Source organism: Bifidobacterium aquikefiri (assembly GCF_002259795.1).
In the GTDB taxonomy this organism is placed as follows: domain Bacteria; phylum Actinomycetota; class Actinomycetes; order Actinomycetales; family Bifidobacteriaceae; genus Bombiscardovia; species Bombiscardovia aquikefiri.
In genome coordinates, this window is sequence record NZ_MWXA01000003.1 from 338,633 (window position 1) to 364,835 (window position 26,203).

Here is a 26,203-nt window from a genome sequence, read left to right on the forward strand (position 1 = left end):
CACGAGGCAGAGGGCAGCAATGTTGTGCAACGTTCAGGTTTTTCCATGAGTCACACCATTGCGGCGAATCATCAGGATGAAAAAGTTTGTACAGCTGTACAGGCAGCGAAGAAAGGATGCTATGAAGAAGCTGTTGATCGCGAATCGCGGTGAGATCGCCCTTCGTGTTGTGCGAACCGCGCAGGAGATGGGGATCGAAACGGTAGCAGTCTATGCAGAGCAGGACCGCAATGCGCCATACACACAGATGGCAGACGAGGCTTATCTGTTGCCGGGCGACACCAATCTGCAGACCTATCTGAACGAGGATCTGATCGTCGATGTGGCCAAGCGTGCTGGCGCCGATGCCTTGCACCCGGGGTATGGCTTCCTTTCAGAATTCCCAACATTCGCAAAAAAGGTCATCGATGCAGGTATCACCTGGGTCGGCCCATCACCGCACGTGTTGCAAGAGCTCGGCGACAAGATCACGGCGTGCAAGGTGGCACAGCGTGCGAAGGTTCCAGTCGTTCCTGGCATTGCAGAGCCGGTCAGCGACATGCGCGTGCTGCTGGACTTCGCAAACCAGAACGGCTATCCGGTCATGATGAAGAAGGCGGATGGCGGTGGTGGCCGCGGCATCACCCCCATCCACAACGATGATGAGCTGCGTGCCTTCTTCATGAACCATGATGCACTTCAGGGAGGCGATCTGGGTGATTACTTCATTGAGAAGTTCGTCGACAAGGCACGCCATGTCGAGACCCAGTCCGGTCGCGATGCTCACGGCAACTTCACCGTGTATTCGACACGCGACTGCTCGGTGCAGCGCAGAAACCAGAAGCTGGTCGAAGAGGCTCCTGCACCGTTCCTGAGCGGCGACGTCATCGCCCAGCTCGAAGGCTTCTCGCACCGTCTCTTCGAAACGGCCGGCTACGTTGGTCTGGGCACCTGCGAATTCCTGGTCAGCAGGGGCAAGGTCTACTTCATGGAAGTGAACCCGCGCCTGCAGGTCGAACACACGGTGAGCGAACAGGTGTGCGGCCTCGATCTGGTTCGTGAGCAGCTTGACATCGCTGACGGTGCTTCACTGACCAAGGCTCCCGAACCCCGCGGACACAGCTTCGAGCTGCGTATCACCAGCGAGGATCCGGCAACGAATCTGACACCGAGCTCCGGCACGCTCGAAGCCATCACATGGCCGACCGGCCCGGGCATCCGCATCGATTCTGGCGTTGAGGTGGGCGATACCGTCTCACCAAAGGACGATTCGATGATGGGCAAGGTCATCATCTCCGCTCAGGACCGCTTGAGCGCAGTCGCTCGCGTGCGCCGCGCATTGCGAGAAATGAGCATCGAAGGCGTGCCGACTCCGGCAACCCTGTTCCAGAAAATCTTCACCAATCCTGAATTCACAGCGGAAGATCACAGTTTCGATGTGACCACCAAGTGGCTTGAACGCAACTATCTGAACGTCGAGCCGAAGACCACAACGACCGGTCAGCCCGCATCGATGACCGCACCGGAAGCCGGTGGCGACGATGCAGAGGGCAAGGATCGCACCAGCGTCGAAACCTTCACCATCGAGGTTGACGACAAGCGCGTCAAGCTCGCGCTTCCAGAAGGCATGTTCGCAGGAATGGGTTCCGCAGCAGCGGGTTCTCGCGGCGCTCGCAGACCAACGCAACCATTGCGCGGTCAGGGCTTGCACGATGTGACCAAACAAGCAGCCCGTCAAAACCAGCAAGGCGCGGGCATTATCGTCGCCACGATGCAGGCTGTAGTGACCCGCATCAATGTGGCGGAAGGGCAGAAAGTCGACAAGGGCGATCTGATGATCGTGCTCGAATCCATGAAGATGGAAAACTACGTCTATGCGCCGGCAAAGGGCGTGGTATCCAAGATCATGGTCAGCGTTGCCGATGGCGTCGATCCCGGCGAGACGCTGGTCAAGCTTGATATTGGCAAGTCCGACACGGGCAATTCTGATATAGACAAGGAACAGAAAGGCGATACCGAGCATAGCGAATCTGCTTCAGCAGCAACGCGGCTTGCTCACTCCGCCGAAAACGTTGGCAAGCAGGGAGGTGCAGCATGACCGATATTGTGAGCGCAATCGAAGAGCGAATCCTACGCAGAACGCCGAAAAGCAAAATCGCAGAAATGAGCGATATTTCGAGCGATAATGTGAGCGATGCTCCGAGCGATACTGCTGCGAAGAAGGCCGACAAGGCAGCAGCGGCAGCCGAGGTCGAAGCCGTCAAGCGAGAAACCGCCCAGGCTGCCGTAGAGCAGATTTCGAATGGCGATGCGAAGGCTCAGATCAAGCAGCCCGTTCGCGATGCCATCATCAAGGCGGCACAGCTCGCACGAGAAGCCGAAACGAATGCGCGCAAGCGGCAGCACGGCAAGGGCAAGCATACGGCCCGTGAACGTCTCGATCTGTTGTTTGACACCGAGACCTTCGAAGAGATGGGTCGCTTCTCAGGGGGCAATATCAACAATGGCAAGGCTGGTTCTGCCGTAGTGACCGGTTTTGGCAAGGTTTACGGCCGAACGGTAGGGGTGTACGCGCAGGACTTTTCCGTGCGTGGCGGCACCCTTGGGCAGGCCGAGGGACTCAAGATCTGTCACCTGATGGACATGGCAATGCAGATGAAAGTGCCTGTTGTCGCATTAATCGACTCAGGTGGCGCTCGTATTCAGGAAGGCGTGGCAGCGCTGACCCAATACGGGCATATCTTCCGCAAAACCTGCCAGGCGAGTGGATTTATTCCGCAGATTTCCGTGATTCTTGGGCCCTGCGCCGGAGGAGCCGTGTATTGCCCCGCGTTGACCGACTTGATCATCATGACGAAAGAGAACTCCAATATGTTCGTCACCGGTCCAGACGTGGTGAAGGCCGCAACCGGTGAAACGATCAGCATGGATGAGCTTGGCGGTGGCTACGTGCACAATGCAACATCCGGCGTTGCTCACTATCTTGGTGAGGACGAGGCCGATGCCATTGACTACACGCGCACGGTGCTTGCCTATCTGCCGTCAAACAGCGATGAGAAGGCTCCCACCTATGCCTATGCATCCGGCCATGCAGAACAAGAGGCCGCAAAGCGCCTGAAGACCGTCGTGCCAACGAATGACCGTCAGCCATATGATGTGCTTGAAGTGGTTCGCGCCATCGTCGATTACGGCGAATTCGTGCAGGTGCAGGAACTGTTCGCTCAGTCTGCTGTAGTGGGCTTCGCCTGCATCTCGGGCAAGCCGGTTGGAATCGTCGCCAATCAGCCGAATGTGCGCGCAGGCATTCTCGACGTTGATGCATCCGAGAAGGTCGCACGTTTTGTCCGTCTGTGTGATTCCTTCAATCTGCCGATCATCACACTCGTTGACGTTCCCGGGTACAAGCCGGGCAGCGATCAGGAGCATGCGGGCATCATTCGTCGCGGTGCCAAGGTCATCTATGCATATGCGAATGCACAGGTGCCGATGGTCACCGTCATTCTGCGCAAGGCATTCGGTGGCGCGTATATCGTCATGGGATCGAAATCCATAGGTGCCGATATGAACTTCGCATGGCCTACATCGCAGATTGCCGTGCTTGGGGCCACAGGGGCCGTCAATATCATTCACCGCAAGGATCTGCAGAAAGCCAAGGAGGCAGGGCAGGATGTCGAAGCTTTGCGCAGCAGGTTGGCCGATGAATACGAAGCCAGCACGGTGAACGCCAATCTTTCGCTCGAGATGGGAGAGATAGACGCAATGATCGATCCAGAACAGACACGGGAGGTCATCGAAGAGTCGTTAGCCATGCTCGCGTCAAAGCGCCGCGTCTCGCATAACGACAAGCATCACGGAAATCAACCATTATAGACGCGAATGCACTTCAGCAAGATTCTTATCGTAATCTCAACCAGTAATACCCCAGACAGCAAGAAACGCATCGTTATCACTATGTGCAGTACACAAGAAGGCAAAGGAACACTATGACAAGCAGTACATTCTTCCTCAATCGTCTGAGCAGCGAACCACACGCTGTTATTTTCGGTGGACAATCCACGCCGTGGACGACTGCTTTGGCGGAATTGACCACCGACCCCACGCTTGAGGCCGTTCTCAGGGATCACGTGAAGGCGGCCGAACGCCTTCTGTCCCCTGTATATGCAGACCTGATGGCAACCAATGGTCGTTCGCTCGATATCTTTGGTTTCAAGCCAAATATGGCGAAATTGGGAGCCGCTGCAGACGCGTCGGCAAGCGTTCCCGGCATTGCACTGGCCCAGCTTGGTGCCATGCTCGATTCGGCAAACCTCGGCTATGATGTGGCAACCGCGAAGGCAACGGCGGTGCTTGGTCACTCGCAGGGCGTCATTGCCGCTCATATGGTGCAGCAGATTGTCGCCGCAGGGTCAATCAAGGCGGCAACCGCTGGAATTGATGAGATTCTTGCAATCGCCATGCTTATCGGTGCGGCGGGAACACGTAAGACCCGCCAGATCTCCCTGATCTCTCATGGTGAATCGACGCCGATGCTTTCGGTCAAGGGAGCCACGCGCAAGCAAGTGGAAACCTTGATTGCTCGCGTTCCTGAGCCACGTGGTCCCATCGTCATTGCAGTGTCAAATGCGCCTACGCATCAGGTTCTCTCGGGCTATCCTGGCGATCTCGAAGCCTTTGCCATAGAGGTCAGCAAGGAGCATCGTCACCAGGCAAAGCTTCGCGAAGAGAAGATTCGTGGAGGAGCCGTTTTCAACCCAGTTCTTGAATATCTTGAGGTAACTCTGCCATTCCATTCGCCATTGATGAAGGAAGCCGTCGAGATGACCATCGCCTGGGCGCAACAGTGCGGGCTTGATGCAGCGCGCACGCGCACCCTCGCTCAGGAAGTATTGGTGAACCCGGTTGATTGGGTTGACAACATAGGAACCCTGCTTAAAGACACGGATCCAACCAAGCTGTGGATCGTGGACTTTGGGCCAGGGACAACGCTCGGCAAAATCACGACTCCGCTGCTTCAGGGCAGTGGTGCAGGCATCGTTGAGGCGGCAACCGCTGCCGGACGCGCCAAGCTCTCCACACTTGAGACATCGCCGGAACGTACGCAGGATTGGAAGCGCTTCGCGCCAAGCATCATCAGCACTCCAGCAGGCGATAAGATCCGCACCAAGTTCAGTGAGCTCACTGGCAAGCCGCCGGTGCTGCTCGCTGGCATGACTCCAACGACCGTAGAGCCTGAAATCGTTGCGGCAGCGGCGAATGCCGGCTATTGGACCGAGCTTGCCGGTGGTGGCCAGGTCACCTCGGAAGTCTTCGACGGTCACGTTGCCAAGCTCGAGAAGGAATTGCAAGAGGGCCGCACCATTCAGTTCAACGCCATGTTCATGGATCGTTATCTATGGAACCTGCACTTTGGAACGCAGAAGATCGTCCCCAAGAAGCGCGCATCCGGTACGCCATTTGACGGCGTCGTCATCTCTGCAGGTATTCCCGAGCTCGATGAAGCCAAGGATTTGATCGCATCGCTCCAGGCCGATGGCTTCCCATTCGTGTGCTTCAAGCCGGGAACCGTCGATCAGATCCATCAGGTCGTTCGCATTGCACAGGCAGTTGCCCCAACCAAGGTTCTGATTCAGGTTGAAGGCGGAGCCGCGGGTGGACACCATTCGTGGGAATCGCTTGACGATCTGCTGATCAACACCTATGCCGAGGTTCGCTCATGCGACAATCTGGTGATCGTCACCGGTGGTGGCATCGGTACTCCCGAGCGTGCTGCCGATTACATTTCCGGTGAATGGGCACGCGTCTATGGCCTGCATGACATGCCGGTCGACGGTGTGCTTGTCGGTACCGCAGCAATGACGGCGAAGGAAGCCCATACCAGCCCGCAGGTCAAGCAGATGCTGGTGGATACGCCAGGAATCTCCGACAACACGCCAGATGCTGATCCATTCGCGCCAATCGGTGAGCAGTGGGTGCCGAGCGGCAAGGCTGTCGGGGGTGTCACATCGGGACTAAGCCACCTGCATGCAGATATCTATGAGCTTGAGAATTCATCAGCTCGTTGCGGCCGTCTGCTCGTTCGTGTGATGAAGCATCCAGAGGAGTTGGAATCTCGTCGTGAAGAGATCATCAAGGCTTTGGACGAAACTGCCAAGCCCTACTTCGGCGACCTTGATTCAATGACATACGAGCAGTGGGCAGAGCGCTTTGTCGAACTTGCCTACCCATGGGCCGACGGCACCTATGCCGACCGCTTCCTGCATTTGCTCAAGCGCATCGAGGCTCGTGTCTGCAAGCAGGAGAGCGGCAAATTCGTCTCGCTCTTCCCGGACCGCGCCAGCATTGCCGATCCACATGTGGCAATAGAGCAGCTGAAGAAGGAATATCCGCAGGTCGCCGACATTCGTGTCACTCCGACCGACGTTGCCTGGTTCCCCGTGCTGGTCCGTGAATACCCGAAGCCTATGCCATTCGTACCAGTCATCGATAACGATCTGCTGCGTTGGTGGGGTCAGGATCAGCTCTGGCAGTCCGAAGATTCGCGTTACAGCGCCGATTCGGTCCGAATCATTCCTGGGCCGATTTCCGTTGGCGGCATCACTACCAAGGATGAGCCGGTTGCACACATTCTTGAGCGTTTCGAAGATGCCTCGATTGAGCGCGTTAAGGAAAACGCCGGTGGAAAGACCACCAAGGCTTTCTCGGAGCTCGCAAGTTCTGCAACGCCTGAAGAGTTCATCCGTCGCAGCCCGCATATTTCGTGGGTTGGCCACTTGATGGACAATCCTGCATTCGGCACCGAAGTCGGAGACCCATATTACGAAATCGTCCCCGTTGCAGATACCAAGGCGGATGCCGACTCGACCCGCCAGCTCTTTGACCTTGACATTCATCTCGATACCTTCTGGGACAACGATCCTGACCGGGGCGTGAGTAAGCATGCCGTGCGGCACATTGTCATTCCTCTGGTCGTCGACGGTGCTCAGTCCGGTCTCTTCCCAGTCGTGGATCGCGATCGTCTGCCAAAGCATGTCTATCAGATGCTCGCAGCGACCGCCGGCATCGGCAACACCAGCATCACCGGTGACAAGCTCACCGCCATGCCGCAGATCGAGCAGGATGCCGACACGGCAGCCTATCCATTCGGCATCGCCCACACCAGCTACACCTTTGCTGAGAATCTTGGCTTCGACCACGAGTCCGCCACCGCGGGTACCTTGCCGAACGGTCTGGTTGCTTCGAAGATCACGCCGGATGCCCTTGTCGGACCAGCTTGGCCAGCCATCTATGCGGCACTGGGTTCGGTATATATCGACGGATTCCCCATCATCGAAGGCCTGTTGAATGCTGTGCATCTGGACCACTTGATTCGTATGGATGTCAATGAGCAGGAATTGCTTGATCACACTGGTGAAACGATTTCACTCACCAGCTGGGCTGAGCAATACAAAGAGTCGGTTTCTGGCCGTGTGGTGACGATTCATGTCATCCATGCCGCTCAGGACGGCACGGTTCTGGCTCATGAAACCGAACGTTTTGCCATTCGTGGACGCGCATACAGCTCTGAACTTCCGGTGGAGGCCCCTGACTTCGGTGGCATTGCCGACGAAGTGCTTGATACCCCACGCCGTCTGCTGCGTAGGGTCAAGGTCGTCGCTCCTTCGAACATGACAGCATTTGCGCGTACCTCCGGTGATTTCAACCCGATACACACATCGGCACGCGGTGCAGCGGTATCAGGTTTGAAGGCTCCGCTGGTGCACGGCATGTGGCTTTCAGCAACGGCCCAGCATGTTGCTCAGGCATTTGATGACAATGGTCTCCACTGCGAGATCGTCGGCTGGACCTACAACATGTATGGCATGGTGCAGCTGGGCGACACCGTCGAGATTTCTGTCGAACGTGTTGGCAAGGTCAGCCACGGCGGCATGGTTTTGGAGGTTACGAGTCGCATCGACGGTCAGCTTGTTTCGCGAGGAACGGCCATCACCAGAGCAGTCCGTTCGGCATTCGTATATCCAGGTCAGGGTATTCAGAAGCAAGGCATGGTGCTCGATGAGCGCGCAAAGTCCGTTGCAGCTCGCGAAACTTGGGAGCGTGCAGATGCACTGACCCGCAAGAAGCTTGGATTCTCGATTCTCGCCGTCGTACGCGATAATCCGAAGCAACTCACCGCCAATGGCATCACATATCGCCATCCAGACGGTCTGCTGAATCTGACACAGTTCACTCAGGTTGCGCTCGCCACCGTGGCGTTTGCGCAGACCGCCCGTCTGCGGGAGGCTGGCTCTGATATTTGGCCCGCCTACTTCGCTGGTCACTCGCTCGGTGAATACAACGCGTTGAGTTCCTTCGCCGGCATCATTCCACTGGAAACGGTGCTGGAGTTGGTCTTCCACCGTGGCTCCACGATGCATCATCTGATAGATCGCGACGCTCAAGGACGTTCCAACTACCGCATGGGCGTACTTCGTCCAAACCAGTTTGGCGTTGGTGATGCTCAGGTCAAGGCATACATCGAAGAAGTCAGCAAGAAGTGCGGCGAATTCCTCGAAATTGTGAATTACAATCTTGCGGGTCAGCAATATGCCATTGCTGGAACCATCGCAGGCTTGAAGTATCTGCAGGCAGATGCCTCCCATAGGGCCAAGGAATATGGTGGCAAGCCGCCGTTCATGCTCGTTCCGGGAATCGACGTACCATTCCACTCCACACTGCTTCGCAAGGGTGTGCCGGAATTCAGGGATAAGCTTGACGCTCTGCTTCCGCAGCATATCGACTATGGGCGTCTGGTGGATCGTTACATCCCTAATCTCGTTGCCGCTCCATTTGAAATGACGAAGGAGTTTGCTGCGAAGATCCTTGAGGTTGTTCCTTCGGCACGTATCAAGGCCGCTCTTGACGATGACACCGTGTGGAACTCCTATGCAGAGGATGAGCAGAAGCTTGGCCGCTTGCTGCTGACTGAGCTGTTGTCCTGGCAGTTCGCCTCGCCTGTGCGCTGGATCGAAACCCAGGCCCTGCTCTTCGCCTCGCGTGCTCAGGGCGGTCTCGGTGTTGAGGAATATGTAGAGGTCGGTTTGGGCAATGCCCCAACGCTCGCCAATCTCGGTGCGAAGACCCTTCGTCTGCCGGAGTTCTCCGGTCGACACGTCACCGTGTACAACGTTGGTCGTGATGAAGGTCGTGTCTACATGACCGATTCCGATTCCCTGGTTGCCGATGATGAACCATTGGATGTGGCGGAGGAGACTCCTGCAGAGCCAAAGAGCATGACACCGTCCGTTCCGGCTGCCGCAGCACCTGCTGCTGCCCAGACATCGGCTCCTGCTGCACCGGCACCTGCGGCTGCCTCAGGTGAACGTCCTGCTGACATCGCATTCAAGGCATCAGATGCCATCGCTGCATTGCTTGCATATTCAGGCAAGCTTCGCCCAGATCAGATTGGCGACAGCGACACCACCGATACCCTGACGAACGGTGTATCTTCACGACGAAACCAGCTGTTGATGGATATCAGCTCCGAACTTGGTGTGGCGAGCGTCGATGGTGCTGCCGATGCCAACATCGGTGCGCTCAATGCCCTGGTCAGCAAGGTTGCTCCGAACTACAAGGCATTCGGGCCGGTTCTTGGAGAGATCGTCCGTGATCGTCTACGTGCCATGTTCGGTGCTGCTGGCGTCAAGGTTCCTCAGATCGAAAAGCGCGTTACCGATGTTTGGCAGCTGGGTGTTGGCTGGGCGTATGCAACAGTCGTGGCGCTCGTGCTTGAAACCCGAGAGGGAGCCTCCGCTCGTGGCGGCGATTTGGCTTCGCTGCCAACCGATGCTGTGGCCAACGTTGCAGCTGCCAATGCAATCGTCGATTCTGCTGTGCAGAAGGTTGCTCAGCAGCGTGGCATTTCAGTGAGTCTGCCAAGTGCAGGCGGTGCCGCTGGTGGTTCGGTTGTCGATTCCGCAGCGCTCGATGCCTTTGCGCAGAAGGTCACCGGTTCCGATGGCGTGCTTGCGCAGACCGCTCGCTTTGTGCTCAACCAGATTGGTGCAACACGAGCCGTTCCACAGGCAACTGAGGATGATAACGCTGCCGTGGTTGCCACGGTTGAAGCCGAACTTGGAGCAGACTGGCCACAGCAGGTCGCGCCTCGCTTCGATGCCAACAAGGCACTCCTGCTTGATGACCGCTGGGCATCCGCTCGTGAGGATCTTGCCCACATCTATTACGACGGTGCCTTTGAAAACGGTGCATCCGCTGGGCCGAGCTTCGTCGGAGCGGGTAAAGAGGTTCACGATCAGGCGGCCTGGTTCGCTGATAAGGCGAAGCGATCTGGCAATGACGGTCTGGTGGCACGTTTCACGAAGATTGCCGATGAAGCCTTGCAAACTCCAGCAGACAATGGTTCGGGTGAATTTGCCAAGGATATTGCAGTTGTCACCGGAGTTGCGCCAAACTCCATTGCCGCTCAGGTTGTAGCTGATTTGCTTGCCGGTGGAGCAACGGTTGTTGCCACTTCCCATAGCTTCAAGCATTCGACCATTGAGTGGGCAAAGAATACCTATCATATTCACGCTGTTGGTAACGCTCGACTGTGGTTGGTTCCGGCAAATCTTTCGAGCTATCGAGATGTGGACGAACTCGTGAAGTGGGTTGGCAACGAGCAGAAGAAGACGAACGGTGCAACCACCACAATTCTTAAATCCCAATACGAGCCAACGCTCTTCTTCCCATTTGCAGCGCCTCCAGTTCATGGCAGCATGGCGGATTCCGGTCAGCTCTTCGAATCCCAGGCACGACTGATGCTGTGGGGCGTTGAACGCGCCATCGCAGGGTTCTCGGCCATCGGTGCAGACACCGATGTGCAGCACAAACTGCATGTGGTGCTTCCAGGATCTCCCAACCGTGGCATGTTTGGCGGCGACGGAGCGTATGGCGAGGTCAAGTCGGCATTCGATGCGATTGTGAATCGTTCACATGCAGAGACCGACTGGTCTGCTCGCGTCACCTTCGCACACCCTCGCATCGGCTGGGTTCGTGGAACCGGACTTATGGGCGGCAATGATCCTCTGGTCAATGTTGTTGAAAGCCATGGCTTGAAGACCTATTCAACTGCCGAGATCGCAGCTAGGCTCATTGATCTGTGCTCACCGGAATCCCGCAAAAAGGCTCTGGAAGCACCTCTGAACGTTGATTTGACCGGTGGCCTCGGCAATGAACCGCTCGATATCAATGAGCTTTGGGCAGAAGCCAAGGCAAGGGATGATTCGGCTGAGGACTCAACTGGTGATGCTGCTGCCAGCAAGTCCGAATCCGCTCACGCCGCGAAGCTGAACAAGGCTCTGCCAACGCCGCACGTTCCTCACCAGCCAAAGGTTGATTTGGCTGATTGGAAGCAAGTCAGCGCCAAGCCAGAGGACGAGATCGTCATCGTCTCCGTGGGCGAGCTTGGTCCCTGGGGTTCAGGACGTACCCGTTTCGAGGCCGAGCTTGGCATTCATTCCGACGGTCAGGTTGATCTGACCGCTGCGGGTGTGCTGGAGCTTGCGTGGAACATGGGCTTGCTCACATGGCAGGATAGCCCGAAACCAGGTTGGTACGATGCCGACGGCAACCTTGTCCCTGAAGAAGACATTGCAGAGCGTTACCACGATGAAGTCGTGGCTCGCTCCGGCATTCGTCCATTTGACGAGGGCATGGGCAACGACTACTCAGACGGTAGCGATGAGGAAGAGCAGGATGTCTTCATCGACCATGATGTCGAATTCTCGGTGCCGACCAAGGCAATTGCTGACGAATACATGAAGCTCGATGCAACGCGCACTTCCATTCGTGTCGATGACGAGACTGGCGAGTGGATTGTCACACGACACAAGGGTTCAGTCGTTCGTGTGCCACGCCGTGCAACCATGAGCCGCACGGTCGGCGGCCAGTTCCCGAAGGGCTTCGATCCATTGAAGTGGGGCATTCCCGCTTCGATGGTCGGATCCGTCGACCAGATTGCTCTGTGGAACATTGTGACGGCAGTGGACGCATACATTTCCGCTGGTTTCTCACCAGTCGAGATTCTGCAATCCATTCACCCATCCATGGTGGCAAGCACGCAGGGTACCGGTTTCGGCGGCATGTCTTCCATGAGAAAGCTCTACTTGGACCGCTTCCTCAACAAGGAAGTCCCGACCGACATCCTGCAGGAGGCTTTGCCGAACGTTGTTGCCGCTCACGTCATGCAGGCATACATCGGCGGTTACGGCAACATGATTCAGCCTGTGTCCGCTTGTGCAACGGCTGCGGTGTCGCTTGAGGAAGGTGTCGACAAGATTGCGCTTGGCAAGGCGGACTTTGTGGTCACCGGTGCCATCGACGATATTGGCGTTGAATCGGTTATTGGTTTCGGCAACATGAACGCGACTGCGAATGCACAGGAGATGCTCGACAAGGGCATTGCCCCGCGCTTCTTCTCTCGTGCGAACGACCGTCGTCGTGGAGGTTTCCTCGAATCCCAGGGTGGCGGCACCATCCTGGTGACTCGCGGTGATATTGCCTTGAAGATGGGCTTGCCAGTGGCGGCCGTGGTTGGTTACATCCACTCCTTCGCAGATGGTGGCAACACTTCGATTCCTGCCCCGGGTCTCGGTGCCTTGGCAGCGGGTCTTGGCGGAAAGGATTCCAAGTTCGTGCATGAATTGGCGAAGTTGGGCGTTGCTCCTGATGACATCACTGTTGTTTCAAAGCACGATACCTCCACGAATGCCAATGACCCGAATGAGTCCGAGCTGCACAACACACTCGCCCATGCGATTGGTCGCACGGATGGCAACCCGCTGTTCGTGATTTCGCAGAAGTCACTGACTGGCCATGCCAAGGGCGGTGCCTGCATCTTCCAAATCAACGGTCTGACCCAGCTCTTCGATTCTGGTGTGATTCCTGCGAACGCTTCACTTGACTGCGTCGATCCCAAGCTGCGCCGCGACGATCACATGGTGTGGCTGACCAAGCATCTGCATATTGGAACAGTCAAGGCCGGTTTGGTTACGTCCCTTGGTTTCGGTCACGTTTCCGGAATCGGAGCCATTGTCAACCCCGGTGCATTCGAAGCTGCCGTTGCCAAGACGGCTGGTAAGAAGGCGCTTGAGGCATGGCGTGAGAAGGCGAACGCGCGTCTCGCCGCCGGTCAGCGTCATCGCATCGAGGGCATGATGGGTCGTGCGGCGCTGTATAAGCCTATGGATAACCGTCGCTTCCATGAAGATGGACATGGCTACGACGGCCACGAAATTGAGAAGGCCATGCTGCTCGATCCTGCTGCTCGACTTGGTGCTTCCGGCTACTATGAGCGCTGAGCCTGTAATATAGCGACACAATGTGCCTGTTGAAATATTCTCCCATGCGGAAAACATGTCAGCAGGCACATTGTGCTATCCATGCCGAATCCATGCACGGCAGTTGTTGTTTTCTGTCATCTCGAGCGGAGGCGTAGCCGCAGTCGAGAGATCTCAACACCCGGGTACTAATAACAGAGGCCATTCGGAGATCCCTCGACTTCGCTCGGGATGACGGTGGTTGCTGGTGATGCCGGTGGGTTGCTCGGATAACGATGATTTTTCCGGGCATTCTCGAGAGGCAACAGTTAGGGGAATGTCCTCAAGCACAGCCGCTCACAGCTGTGCTTTGCCCAGAGTGATGAAGAGCCGGCTGTTTCAATACTACATATCCCTTACGCGCAAAACGTGAAGAGCCGTATAAGCTTAAGATATGAGCGAAATACTTGGTCTGGGGCATGATGTGGTCGATGTTGATGCATTTTCGCAGCAATGGCATGAGCCATCATCGACCATACGCAAGCTCTTCTCTGTACGAGAGTTGCGGCAGTGCACCATGCGTGCGGCGCTCAAGCACGATGATGAATTCCTGCATGCCGCGGCTCGATGGGCTGGCAAGGAATCGGTCATCAAGGCTTGGTCAGAGGCCATAGCCGATGGCACGGCTCCCTTTACCATTGAATCAGTCCCGTGGAGCGACATCGAAATCCTTGACGATTCACGCGGCCGCCCGCAGGCGATTCTTGGAGAATCGCTTGCTCAGTCTCTCACAAGCTCAATTGCAGCACAGCGCCCCTTGACCTGGCATATCTCCCTATCACATGATGGATCCATCGCATCCGCCGTCGCGATATTGGTTTGTTTATCTGGCCACGAAGGTGCAGACGTGTAAGTCGCTTTTATGACAAAAACAGCAAAAACCGACTCGCAAGGCGCAACCTGCCTACTCAGTGTCCTGTTAACGCAATCTGTGGGGTTGGATCACACCAGCACTTTGCGGCCTGCTGAGATGATGGCTTCGGCGACCGCATCAAGCGCGGGGGAGGAGAGCTTCCATTGCTGCCAGAACAGGGGCAGAAGCAACGGTTCGGGCGAGAGCAACGCCAGGCCATCCTTGGGATAGGTATCGAGGAATGCCTTGGGGATGAGCCCCCAGCCATATCCGAGCGAAATTGCGTTGTTGTATCCGACCGAGGTGGGAATGTAATGTGTCGGCGGGTGAACCTTGATGCGCGTGATGCGGCGAATGAACAGGTATTGCATGCGATCCTCGCGGTCATATTGAATCAGCGGTGCATGCTCGACCGCGTCCAGGGTCATGCCACTCGGGAACCAGCGCTCAGCAAATTCGGTAGTCGAAACCGCGTAATAGGGCATCGATCCGAGTTTGGTGATCGAACATCCCTGCACAGCCCTCCCTTCGGCGGTGATGGCAGCCATGACTTCACCGGAGCGCAGCAACCCAGCCGAAATATGCTCATCCTGCCGACGAATATCGATGGAAATAGACCGATGCACGACCGGAGCAAGCGCCGGAAGCACCCAGCTTTCCAGCGCGTCGGCATTGACCACGATGCGAATGTTGACTGCGCTTGCGGTTCGTTCGGATTTCAGCATTGAGATTGCCTCGTCCTGTGCAAGTTCAATCTGCCGTGCCAGTCGTACTAGCAGTTGCCCGACTTGCGTCGGTTTGACCGGCTTGCTACGTTGCAGCACGATATGCCCCAGTTGTGACTCGAGATTCTTGATGCGCTGGCTGATCGCTGACTGCGAGAGGTGAAGCTCGTCAGCTGCGGCATCAAAGCTGCCGGTTTCGAGAATGGTCTGTAAGGCGTTGAGCTGCTCAAGGGGGAGTGTGCGAATCTGTTCGGCAACTTTCGTTGCTGCGATGTCATCAAGGGTTTGACTGGAGTTCTGCATCTTTGTGATTGTGTTGAGTTCCTGGGCTGTGAGCTTGATGTTGGACTGGCGAGTTTCTCCAGTATCTACCTTTCTTGAAGACTTTGGCATTGTGCGCACTTCCTTTTCTACTCGTGAGGTTGATGGATGTGACATCGTTTCGTTGCTGCTTTCATGCTCGTGACTTTCGAATATTCCGGTGATTGCAATGGTTCTTGCCAACGAAAGACGCACGCAATGCCTCACGACTATATGAATCAGCTGATGGCCGAGATGGTATCAATAGGGACTCTAGCATAAGTAAAACTAATAATATATAAATAAAAACACTTGGACTTATTGTTTGAGAACACTTAGGCTACTTGATTGTGAGTTCATTAGTGTTATCGATTCTTATCGCAGGTTTTACCAGCCAGGCCGGAATCATCGTTGCCGTTGGAGCACAGAACGCGTTCATCATTCGCCAGGGCATCGCGCGAGCATACGTGCCGCAGATACTTACCATCTGCATTGGCGCGGATATCGTATTGATAAGTCTTGGCACTGCCGGTATGGGAAGCATGGTCTCGGCCCATCCCGAGGTTATGAAGGCGCTTACCTTGGTTGGTGCGTTCGTGCTGCTCATCTATGGCTTCTCGGCATTCAAGCGTGTGTTCGAAACCTGTGTGAGATTGGAATCTCGTTTTAAGCTGCGCAAGGCGCGCGCCCTTGCCCTTGCCGGCGGTGCAAGCGTTGATGAGCATGACTTGAATGATTCACACAGTGGCGTCGATGATGGCGATGTGGTCGACTCAATGGCCACTCAGCCGGCTTCGTCGCTGAGAGGCTCCGCATCCGCATCCATTGCTGGAGAGGTTGAATCTTCAGCCAATGAATTCCAGAAAGGTGCGCAGACCACATTAAAGAAGAGTCTTGTTGCTTGCCTCGGTTTTACCTTCCTCAACCCCGGTGTTTATCTCGACTCATTGGTATTGCTTGGTGGGATTGCAGCATCCTACGGAGCTGGACTCAAATGGTCATTCGCAGCTGGTGCGATGCTCTGCAGCATGGTGTGGTTCATTTCGCTTGGATTCCTGTCATCGAAAATGTCAAAGCTATTCAAGAACGAATACGCGTGGCTGGTGCTTGACATCATCATCGGCATCATGATGATCTTCATCGCGGCACATCTGGCACTGCGCTGACTGTGCCGGTTGTGCGCCCAGCCATACGCTCTTGCTGCTATAAGGCGAGATGAATCCCATGTGGTAAAGGCGGCATTGAAGCCGTCGTGTCGCGCATTGTTCAGGGTGCATGTATAATTACTCAGGTTGCTGTGAGAGTGGCGAATGCCGCTTTCGCACCAATGCGGGCGTAGCTCAATGGTAGAGCCTCAGTCTTCCAAACTGATTACGCGGGTTCGATTCCCGTCGCCCGCTCCATTTTCTCGGTCTGGGAACGTTGGAATTGCAATGTTTCTGAGCTTCTCTAAACGTTCACAGTAAAGGTATGTTATCAGTGAGTATCTCAGAGACAATCCGGAATGCGTGTAGTTGGGGTTCTTCCTTCTCGTTTGGCAGCAACTGCGAAGCGATAAGGGAATGGCCTCGGTGAAAGAAGAGAGAGAAAATCCGAGGGGCGTGTGGGCCGGTACGGGTGGCTCACCTATTCCGTCATGTGAGACGAAACGTCCCGCATAACGGGCTAGACGAACGCATGTTGCTCAGGTTGTGCTTTGGAGGTCGTTTTTCACTCAGATTTGCTCGAAAAGCGACTTCCAAAGCACAACACGTGCAATATCAGCGGATAACGGCCGAACCACCTTTTGCCGTATAACCCAAGAAGTCCGCCGAAGCGAGGCTGTGTCATGTCATGCCATGTTGTACAAGTGGATGATTCCAGGCAGGAAAATACCAATGCCAATGATGAAAGTGAGTAGACCATATCCCAGTAATGGGCGTGTGTGCCCATCCCAAGGCTTCTTGTTCGACAGAGCACGCATTTGGAAGGAGATGCCACCCATCACGAGTATCAGCACGCCAATGATCGTGACTACGAGTCCGGTCCAGAAGAGAATCATGTAAATATCCATGCATCACAATATACGAGGCATGGTGGTGCATTGTAATCATCCGCAGGAATGAAACAAATGTCGGAGGACAACAAGCCAACCGGGACACAAGAAAGTCCTGTGACCGATCCTTCATCGACATCAGCATACCCGTGCAAACGACCAGCGCTGCTGCACTCCGCTGCTCGACTCCTCCAGACGAACGGGGAATGCATCAAGGCAAGCTGCCAGCGGAAAAGATATAATCTGCCTTTAACGTTCCGGCAACCAAATGGTTATCGATTGTGGCAACCATAGAGTCATGGTATTTACTTGCAGGCAACTACTTGATGTACCAGAATTACACTTAACATTGGCATATGATGGTGGGAACAATGCCATGGAGCAGGGGATTATATGGGTACATCCGACTGATGTGATCAACGCTGCCGATTACGCCGAACAAGGCGAAATTCTGCTTACCTGTTCAACGAACTTTCCTTTGGAGAGCATGCAGAATGCCAACGATATCTCCCTGCTGAAACGTGATTTGCGCAAACTCGGCCTCGCTGCCGATGTAAACGATGTTCAGCAGGCATATGAGACACTGTGGCTGCAGTATATGGCCACGCTCGCCCATGCTGGAGTTCTCGCCATCGGTTTCGGCATCAAGATGAAGCATCCGACGATTCCCAAGGCCATGCTTCAAGCGGCGATGGAATACCATATCATGCTCTTCGAAGTACCTGAAGACGTGAATTTTTCTGAAATCGTCAAGACTGTGCTGCATAGGCAGGCTGAAGAAAGCGAAGGCATTCAGCGCGTCATGTACAACGTTCAACGCGATCTGTTCCGTGCAACTGATAATGAGAATGTCATTGAGTCAGTCGTCAGGGAAAGTGCAAAAAGGGCAAATGGATGGGCTGCCTTTGTTAATCTCAAGGGAAGCATCATTTCGATTTCCGATGCAAGCAAATCTCAGCAGGCCACACATCTTTCCCTGCTGATGGTTCAGCAGGAGGAACAACGCTGCAACAGTGCAAAGACGTGTTTCTGCATATCCAAGGGAAGAAACCGATATTATCTCTGCATTGTTGAAGATGGAAAACGCAGGTTGGGAACAATCATCGTATCTTCGCAGGGTAATGGCGATAGCAACATAGCTCGAGCAGTCGGCATCTCCGCTGCCGATGCGCTTGCCTGGAGCTTGCCGTCGCGGATCGAAGAGCGCAAAAGAAGAATGCGCTTTGGCAATCTCGCTGTTGAACAGTTGGCTAGTGGCAATGTGGATCTTGCATCGTCGCTATTCAAAGAGCTTCATGCGAATGCCATATCGTTCCCCATGACCTTGTTCTGCATAGACCCGCAATCGACGGAGAGCGATTTCACGTCCCGCATGTGTGACGACATAGCCGACGACGGAGCGCTTTTCGGGCAATTCCAAGACTATTACTGGATTCTTGCTCCTGCTCACCAGAGCGAACGCATTCGTACGTTGTTGGCCGATTCAGAGCGGATTCTCTCCGGCACTGCCACAATCAATGACTTTTCGAATGCCCCAGATGTTTTCGAGCTGGCACTGAAAGATTTGTGCATGCGAAGAATAGGCAGTCATGATTCGATAATTGACCTTTCTCCGCATGAGCTGGTGAGTCCTGAAATCGCTGCTGCGTATTCATCTGAACTGTTCGCTTTGGTGAGGAGTCTGCCGAAGAATGAGAAGAACCAGCTGATGCGCACGCTCAGGGAGCTGCTCTACACTGCATTCAATGTGGGAGCAGCCGCCAAAAGACTCGCTGTTCACCGCCATACCGTGGAGAATCGGATGAGTAAGCTGGAATCATTGCTTGGCCTTGATTTCACGAATGAGTCAGCGCGCGTGAAAGTTTGGATCGCATGCTCATTCATGCGTGACGAAGATATGTCAACATCACGTTAACTTCATATTGGTTCAGAAGTGCACATAATGTTGCGCCACAGCAACGCCTACGTGTTTGCTGAACCTGCAATAGCCGTAATCTCAGCTAAAATACGCAACCTTCATCGCATTTCGTTTTTGTGTTACATGAGTCTGAATAGGACACAATATCCAATTCCTGGCACTTATGTGCTGAATTATCCATTGTTACTTCTTGCGCTCTCATGAACAATGCCTCTTACAGACATCCATTCATTACATATTCAGGAAGAAGCATATTCATATGTCCAACGAACACGATGATTCAACAATCACATTTGAAGACTATGAACAATTTCTCAGCCCAGCACTTTCGAAGGCAACAACCTTGGTCGCTGAGTCCGGTAAGGGAATGTATCTGACCGATGTGAAGGGCAAACGATATATCGATTGGGTGCAGGGCATAGCAGTGAATGCACTCGGCCATGCACATCCAAGGGTTGTCGCGGCAGCAAAGGCTCAGATCGATAAGCTGATAACTGCCTCATTCAATGTGGTGAATTATCCGACGACATTGAAGCTGGCGAAGAGAATTTCTCAATTCACGCCTGGTGACCTTAACTCGATGCTGTTTGCCAATGGCGGCGCGGAGGCAACTGATGGCGCCATTAAACTGGCTCGTGTCGTCACCAAACGTCCTGCAGTGATAGCGTTCAAAGGTTCATTCCATGGGCGCACCGTTGGAGCTATCAGCATCACCGCCTCGAACTCCTTCTACCGCAAGGGGATTGAGCCATTGATGGGCGGTGTATATTTCACGCCATATCCTTCCAAGGATTTATGCCCAGCTGGCTATGATGCGAAACAGCGTGCCGATTGGTGCCTTGGCGAAATTGAACGACTCTTCAAATATTGTGTTTCGCCCGATGAAGTCGCATGCATCTATGTGGAACCGGTTCAGGGTGAAGGTGGCTATGTGGTTCCTGATCCGAGTTTCCTGAAGGGGCTGCGCGACATCTGCACCAAGCATGGAATCATGCTCGTCTTTGACGAGATCCAATCCGGTTATGGGCGCACGGGCAAGATGTTTGCGAGCATGCACTCAGGAGTTGTTCCAGACATCATGACCGTTGGCAAGGCCATTGCCGGTGGCTTCCCCATGAGCGCAGTGATCTCCACCGAGAAAATAATGAACACCTGGCGTCCAGGAATGCATGGTGGAACCTTTGGGGGTAATCCTGTTGCAGGTGCTGCAGGTCTGGCTGTGCTCGATGAGTTCGAAGAGCACAACATCGTGGAACACGCTGCGCAAATGGGAGAGTACTTCAAGTCGAAGCTGTTCGAATTGCAGAAGAAATTCCCATGGATCGCCGATGTTCGCGGTGTCGGCATGATGCTGGCGATCGAATTCGGTTCGAAAGACGGCATGAGCGGTGCCGAGGTCTTCCACGCGGTGTCTCAACAAGCCTTGGAAAAAGGGCTTCTTCTGTTGGGTTGCGGTGCAGACCATGATGCGGTGAGATTCGCGGCTCCGTTGAACTCCACGATTGATGACATTAATGAGGGACTCATGGTTTTTGAGGACGTACTTGCCTCAATCTGAGGCTGTTCGCAAGTTCATCGTAGTCCAGTAGCGAGGGAGTGATATATGGGTAGATATGTTGGGAAACGACTGCTTTCCGCAATACCTGTGTTATTCATCGTCGGCATAATTGCGTTTGTTTTATCTCATCTCAGTGGCGGCGATCCAGCACGAGTCGTTGCTGGAAATGATGCCACGCAGGCACAGGTTGAGGCAATCAGGCAACAGATGGGGCTGAACCAGAGTCTGCCCATTCAGCTGTGGCAGTGGATGATCAACATTTTTCATGGCAATCTCGGGTATTCCTATATTCTTGGTGAGCAAGTGACGCCAACGATTCTGTCCCATATTTTTCCAACATTGTCTGTTGCCTTGTTTGGCGAGGCCATCTCGCTCGTCGTGGCGATTCCGCTGGGAGTGCTGGCAGCTGACAAACATCGAAGAATAGCCGATAAAATCGTGTTGGCTTTTGCCACGCTCACCACATCGCTGCCAAGCTTTTTGGCCGGGTTGCTGCTGATGATTGTGTTCGTGTTGCAGCTCAAGCTGCTTCCAGCAAGTGGTTTTGTTGATCCCAACGAGGATTTTGCCGGGTATTTCAGTCATTTGATTCTTCCTGGAGTTTCTGTGGCAACATTACAGATAGCGATAATCTCGCGTATGACTCGATCATCCATGATTGACGCATTGGGCAGTGACTATATGAGAACTGCATCCGCGAAAGGTCTGACACGTTCACGGCAGCTTTGGGTCCACGCATTCAAGAATTCCTCGATTCCGATTCTCACCATCATTGGTCAGTCCTTCGGCGAACTGATAGCTGGTGCCATAGTCGTTGAGACCGTGTTTGATGTTCCAGGCATTGGTCAATTGGTGGTCAACTCAATTCTTCGACGCGATTACCAGATGATTCAGGGAATCATGATTTTTGTCGCCTTGGTCTTCATCATCGTCAATCTCATCACCGATGTTCTCTATGCCGTCGTTGACCCAAGAATACGAGAAAGGTCGTTCTGATTATGGCCGAAGTCAATGTTGTTGCCAATGCGACACCATCGAAATTCAGCAAGCTTTCTTCCAAGTGGAGCGTGCTGAGAACTTCGCCAAGCACCCTCATCGGTGGAGTTCTTCTGTTGGTGATCGCGCTTGCCTGCATACTCATACCGTGGCTGGGCCACATGGACGGGACTACTACAAACACAGCCAACATGTTGCTTGCTCCCAGTGCCCGGCATCCGATGGGGACGGACAATGTTGGCAGAGACACCTTCACCAGAGTGCTTCTTGGAGGCAAGGCGTCACTGACTGTCGGTATCTCTGCCGCTGCAATAGCTGGAATCATTGGATTTATAGTGGGACTCTATTCAGCCTATTATTCCAAACTTGGATATCTGCTGATGCGTGTCTGCGATGGATTGATGGCCTTTCCAGCGATTCTGTTTGCCATTGTCTTCATCGGTGCCTTTGGACAGAGCATGAGAAGCGTCATCCTATCGTTATCCATCGTCTTTATTCCTATGGTTGCACGAATAGTTCGTTCAGCCACGCTGAGCAATATGAATGAAAACTATGTGCAGGTTCTGACGAATCTTGGTGCCGGAAGTTTTCGAATCTTATGGAGAAACATTGCTCTGAATGTCATTGGGGCATGGATCGTTGAGGTCACCTTCGTCTGTGCAGACGCGATTCTTGTTGAAGCTGCGATGAGTTTCATCGGTGCCGGCATTCCTCAGCCTCAAGCGAGCTGGGGCAACATGCTCTACGACAGCAGAACCTATATCTACTCGGCATGGTGGATGACGGTATTTCCCGGCCTGGCCCTGGCTTTTACGGTGTTCGTCATCAACATGTTGGGCGATGGGCTGCGCGAAGTATTCGATCCGAAAAGTAGGAGGTGAAGTCACAATGAACGACAGTCAACAAGAGCGGTCGCTCCCCGCTTCAACACAGATTTTGGAATCAGCTGAAACTTCAAAGACCGTTGAGAATATTGAGCATGATGCTCGTGCGCTCTTGAAGGTGAACAATCTCAAGGTGGATTTCAGCAACTCCCGTCATCAGTGGACCAGAATAGTGCATGGAGTGAGCTTCGCGGTCGGCAAAGGTGAGATTCTCGGCATCGTTGGTGAGTCAGGGTGTGGAAAAAGCGTTACTGCTTTTTCGATCCTGCGCTTGCACGAACGGAGAACGACCCGGTACGAAGGCGCTATAACCTTTGAAGGTCATGACATATTTTCATTGGGGCAGAAGCAATTACGAACATTGCGTGGTGGCGATATAGGATTCATCTTCCAAAACCCCATGTCCAGCCTCAACCCGCTGCTGACCATAGGGCAACAGCTCAGAGAGACTGTACGTACTCACCAGCCTTCACTCAGCAAAAACGAAGTGGAGAGTAGCTGCATCGAAGCCTTGCACGATGCAGGCTCAGACAATCCTGAATCCTGGATGAAGCAATATCCTTATCAATTTTCTGGTGGGATGCTGCAACGAGTCATGATCGGTATGGCATTGATCAATCATCCCAAGCTTCTGATTGCCGATGAACCCACAACCGCTCTGGATGTGACCATTCAGATGCAGCTGCTCAAGGTGCTTCGTGACCTACGCAAAACGAGAGACATGAGCATTGTTCTCATCACTCATGATATGGGCGTTGTGGCTCAAATGTGCGACCGGGTAGAGGTCATGTATCAGGGTCGCATTATGGAATCCGCGCCCGTGTCTGATATCTTTGCGCATCCTCGTAACCCTTATACGCAAGGTTTGCTGGCGGCGATACCGCCAATGGAAGGATTGCGACCCAAACGTCTGAAAACCGTATCTGATTTTCTCAAGCAGTCTGGCAGCGATCTATCACCCCATGGCAATGTCATGGATCACGCCGCCTTCACTGCCAAGGAATAGAGGGCTTGATGCAACAGAGAGATGTGGAAAACAAGTGTTTCACGAACGGTGACGGACAAAGCGGGAAGGTGGCAATGTGATAGGGCAACGTAAGGCTATACTCCAGGTCAACAGCATTACCAAGGATTTTGTAAGACGCGGTTTTACGAGCCGCGCACAGACCGTGATGCGTGCGGTGAACAATGTTTCCTTGCAGTTATTCGCCAACCAGACATACGCCTTGGTTGGTGAGTCGGGCAGTGGAAAAAGCACGACGGGAAGAATAATCTGCGCCTTGGAAAGACCAACTTCCGGTACGGTCGTATTCAACGATGAGAATTATACGGATTTTTCCGACCACCTTCTGCGCCAAAAGATCAGAGGCAACATACAGATGGTGTTGCAGGATCCATTCTCTTCGCTCAATCCTCGTAAAACCATAGAACATGCAGTTCTTGAAGCCCTTGAGATTCAAAAAATCGGGAAGAACCATTCTGAGCGACTCGATGCAGTGGTGGACATGATTGAGCGAGTTGGCCTTTCCAGCGGGATGATCAATCGTTATCCGCACCAATTCTCGGGTGGTCAGCTTCAACGTGTGAATATTGCCCGAGCGTTGGTAGTTCGTCCGAAAATCCTGATCCTTGACGAATCGGTCTCTGCTCTCGATGTCTCGGTACAGGCTCAGGTTCTGAATCTTTTGCAGGATTTGAAACAGGAATTCTCCCTGAGCTATCTCTTCATCACCCATGATCTGAGCGTTGTTCGATTTATTGCGGATCGCGTCGGAGTATTGCGAAAGGGCGAGCTCGTGGAGGAAGGAACCGTGGATGAGATATTCGACCATCCGCAAACCGACTACACGCAGAATCTGCTGTCAAGTATTCCGATTCCCAATCCTGAACACCGCCAATTGGCGTTTTGACTACATTCTTGCCACTGAAAACCATCCAATAACAAAGAGAGGAAATTATGAACGCCTTAGGAAAGAAAATAATGGCCATAGGAGCTTCTGTGGCCGTGCTGTTCAGCCTTACGGCCTGCGGTTCCAGCAGCGCTTCATCGTCCAGCAAGGGGGTTGATGGAGGAACAATCCATATTGCCCTCAACGCAACGGTAACCAGCCTGGATCCAATGATCACGGGTGCCTACGTTGCTCGAGACACCATGCGCAGCATGTATGAATCGCTGGTCACTCTCAAGCAGGACGGATCCGTTGGTCCATTGCTTGCAAAGAGTTACAAGGTCAGTTCTGATTTCAAGACCTTCACCTTCACACTTCGATCAGGGGTGAAATTCCACAATGGTGAAACGATGAAGGCTTCTGATGTTGTAGCATCCATGCAGCGCTGGATCAAGCTTTCCCAGATTGGCAGCACATTCTTCACCGGTTCGACGGTCACCTCACCCGATGCCGATACGGTTGTCATCACATCTCCAAAACCAGTATCAACCGGCCTGTATCTGATGGCCGATACAGGACGCATCGCCGCAATCATGCCAAAATCCGTGATCGACAAGGCAACCTCGACAGGTGTGACCGAATATGTCGGCACAGGTCCCTACGAGTTCAGTTCATGGGACAAAGATAACAAGATAGTGCTCAAGAAGTTTGCCGACTACTCTTCTCCAACGGGTGCCACCAATGGATACACGGGCAAACGTGTTGCGCACGCCGACAAACTCGAATTTGACTTCGTGACCGATGGCACAACCCGACTTTCAGGTACCTTGAGCGGTCAGTATCAGATTGGCTATTCTCTGGCCGATTCCCAGTATGCTCAGGCAAAGGCCAACTCAAGTTTGAAGGTCGAGAAGGACGAGATGCTTGAGACCCTTATCTTCAACAAGCAAGAAGGTCTGTTCAAGGACAACACCAAGTTGCGTCAGGCAATCCTGGCTGCGCTGAACATGTCGAAAATTGCGAAGGCTGGTCATCAAAACTCGGATCTGTATACGAACGATGGCGGTCTGATGCCAAAGAACAGCCCTCTTCGTTCGGACTCAAGTCTGGATAAATACAATGACCCAGACGCGGCAGCGGCCAAGAAGCTCATCAAGGAATCAGGATATAACGGTCAGACCATCACTTTCCTGACCACCAAGGATTATCCATATATGTATGACGAAAGTATGGAGATTCAAAATGAGCTGAATGCGGTGGGCATCAAAACCAACATCCAGGTTCTGGATTGGGCGAGCGTGCTGCAAAAGATGTTCCAACCAGGCTCCTGGGACATGCTGATTTCCAGCTACAGCTACTCTGCGAACCCAATCAGTTACTCATTCTTCCAGGCTTCGGGAGCTGGATGGAATACTGATCCAGAATTCAAAGAGATTGCTGACAGCATCAATGCCGCCACCACTGAGACTGCCCAGAAAGCTGGATACGATAAGCTTCAGGATTGGTTCTACACCTACGTTCCGAACATCATCGTGAGCAAGTATCAGCAGATCAGTGCCGTATCCACGAAACTCAATGGATATTCCTCAGGAATGCAGGGGCCGGTGTATTACAACCTGCAGTTGAGCGAATAGTTTCTTGAAAAAGGAATGAGAGGCAGCCACGCCTTGACGGTTGAAACTGTGGCGTGGCTGCTACGTATCCATAAGATTTC

At 53.7% G+C, this 26,203-nt stretch carries 14 protein-coding genes and 1 tRNA gene; 13 read left to right on the plus strand and 2 right to left on the minus strand.

The window, feature by feature from the left end; genetic code table 11:
• Positions 1 to 121: 121 nt before the first annotated feature.
• The 4 genes from BAQU_RS03135 to BAQU_RS03150 all read left to right on the plus strand — a co-directional run bounded on the left by BAQU_RS03135 (position 122) and on the right by BAQU_RS03150 (position 14,184).
• Positions 122 to 2,077: an ATP-binding protein gene (locus tag BAQU_RS03135; protein ID WP_094692594.1), complete on the plus strand. Its 1,956-nt coding sequence runs from the start codon at positions 122 to 124 to the stop codon at positions 2,075 to 2,077.
• A gap of 197 nt (positions 2,078 to 2,274) precedes the next feature.
• Entirely contained in the window at positions 2,275 to 3,849 is a 1,575-nt protein-coding gene (locus tag BAQU_RS03140) for an acyl-CoA carboxylase subunit beta (RefSeq protein ID WP_338022676.1), read from the plus strand.
• Positions 3,850 to 3,962: 113 nt separating this feature from the next.
• Positions 3,963 to 13,313 carry a type I polyketide synthase gene (locus BAQU_RS03145; RefSeq protein WP_094692596.1) on the plus strand — a complete coding sequence of 3,117 codons (9,351 nt, stop codon included), beginning with the start codon at positions 3,963 to 3,965 and terminating at the stop codon, positions 13,311 to 13,313.
• A gap of 412 nt (positions 13,314 to 13,725) precedes the next feature.
• Positions 13,726 to 14,184: a holo-ACP synthase gene (locus BAQU_RS03150; RefSeq protein ID WP_169713254.1), complete on the plus strand. Its 459-nt coding sequence runs from the start codon at positions 13,726 to 13,728 to the stop codon at positions 14,182 to 14,184.
• A gap of 89 nt (positions 14,185 to 14,273) precedes the next feature.
• Here the strand turns inward: BAQU_RS03150 and BAQU_RS03155 are convergent, their stop codons facing one another.
• Positions 14,274 to 15,302 carry an ArgP/LysG family DNA-binding transcriptional regulator gene (locus BAQU_RS03155; RefSeq protein ID WP_158215622.1) on the minus strand — a complete coding sequence of 343 codons (1,029 nt, stop codon included), beginning with the start codon at positions 15,300 to 15,302 and terminating at the stop codon, positions 14,274 to 14,276.
• 257 nt (positions 15,303 to 15,559) lie between these two features.
• Between BAQU_RS03155 and BAQU_RS03160 the strand changes: the two genes are divergently transcribed.
• Both BAQU_RS03160 and BAQU_RS03165 read left to right on the plus strand, forming a co-directional pair.
• Positions 15,560 to 16,375: a LysE/ArgO family amino acid transporter gene (locus BAQU_RS03160; protein WP_158215623.1), complete on the plus strand. Its 816-nt coding sequence runs from the start codon at positions 15,560 to 15,562 to the stop codon at positions 16,373 to 16,375.
• A gap of 163 nt (positions 16,376 to 16,538) precedes the next feature.
• Positions 16,539 to 16,612, plus strand: a tRNA-Gly gene (locus tag BAQU_RS03165).
• Positions 16,613 to 17,040: 428 nt separating this feature from the next.
• Here the strand turns inward: BAQU_RS03165 and BAQU_RS03170 are convergent.
• Positions 17,041 to 17,262, minus strand: coding sequence for a hypothetical protein (locus BAQU_RS03170; protein WP_094692600.1), 222 nt, complete (start codon positions 17,260 to 17,262; stop codon positions 17,041 to 17,043).
• A gap of 331 nt (positions 17,263 to 17,593) precedes the next feature.
• On the opposite strand from BAQU_RS03170, the gene BAQU_RS03175 reads away from it, so the two are divergent.
• The 7 genes from BAQU_RS03175 to BAQU_RS03205 all read left to right on the plus strand — a co-directional run bounded on the left by BAQU_RS03175 (position 17,594) and on the right by BAQU_RS03205 (position 26,123).
• A complete protein-coding gene (locus BAQU_RS03175) occupies positions 17,594 to 19,159 on the plus strand; it encodes a helix-turn-helix domain-containing protein (protein ID WP_158215624.1) in 1,566 nt (521 codons plus the stop codon).
• Between the two features lie 262 nt (positions 19,160 to 19,421).
• Entirely contained in the window at positions 19,422 to 20,720 is a 1,299-nt protein-coding gene (locus tag BAQU_RS03180) for an aspartate aminotransferase family protein (protein WP_211277095.1), read from the plus strand.
• Positions 20,721 to 20,765: 45 nt separating this feature from the next.
• Positions 20,766 to 21,716, plus strand: coding sequence for an ABC transporter permease (locus BAQU_RS03185; RefSeq protein WP_094692604.1), 951 nt, complete (start codon positions 20,766 to 20,768; stop codon positions 21,714 to 21,716).
• Between the two features lie 2 nt (positions 21,717 to 21,718).
• Positions 21,719 to 22,597, plus strand: coding sequence for an ABC transporter permease (locus BAQU_RS03190; RefSeq protein ID WP_094692606.1), 879 nt, complete (start codon positions 21,719 to 21,721; stop codon positions 22,595 to 22,597).
• 7 nt (positions 22,598 to 22,604) lie between these two features.
• A complete protein-coding gene (locus tag BAQU_RS03195; protein WP_158215625.1) occupies positions 22,605 to 23,606 on the plus strand; it encodes an ABC transporter ATP-binding protein in 1,002 nt (333 codons plus the stop codon).
• Between the two features lie 76 nt (positions 23,607 to 23,682).
• Positions 23,683 to 24,510, plus strand: a complete 828-nt coding sequence (locus BAQU_RS03200; RefSeq protein ID WP_094692608.1) for an ATP-binding cassette domain-containing protein — start codon at positions 23,683 to 23,685, stop codon at positions 24,508 to 24,510.
• A 47-nt stretch (positions 24,511 to 24,557) separates the two neighbouring features.
• Complete coding sequence (locus BAQU_RS03205) at positions 24,558 to 26,123, plus strand: ABC transporter substrate-binding protein (RefSeq protein WP_094692610.1); 1,566 nt, start codon at positions 24,558 to 24,560, stop codon at positions 26,121 to 26,123.
• The last annotated feature ends 80 nt before the right edge of the window (positions 26,124 to 26,203 follow it).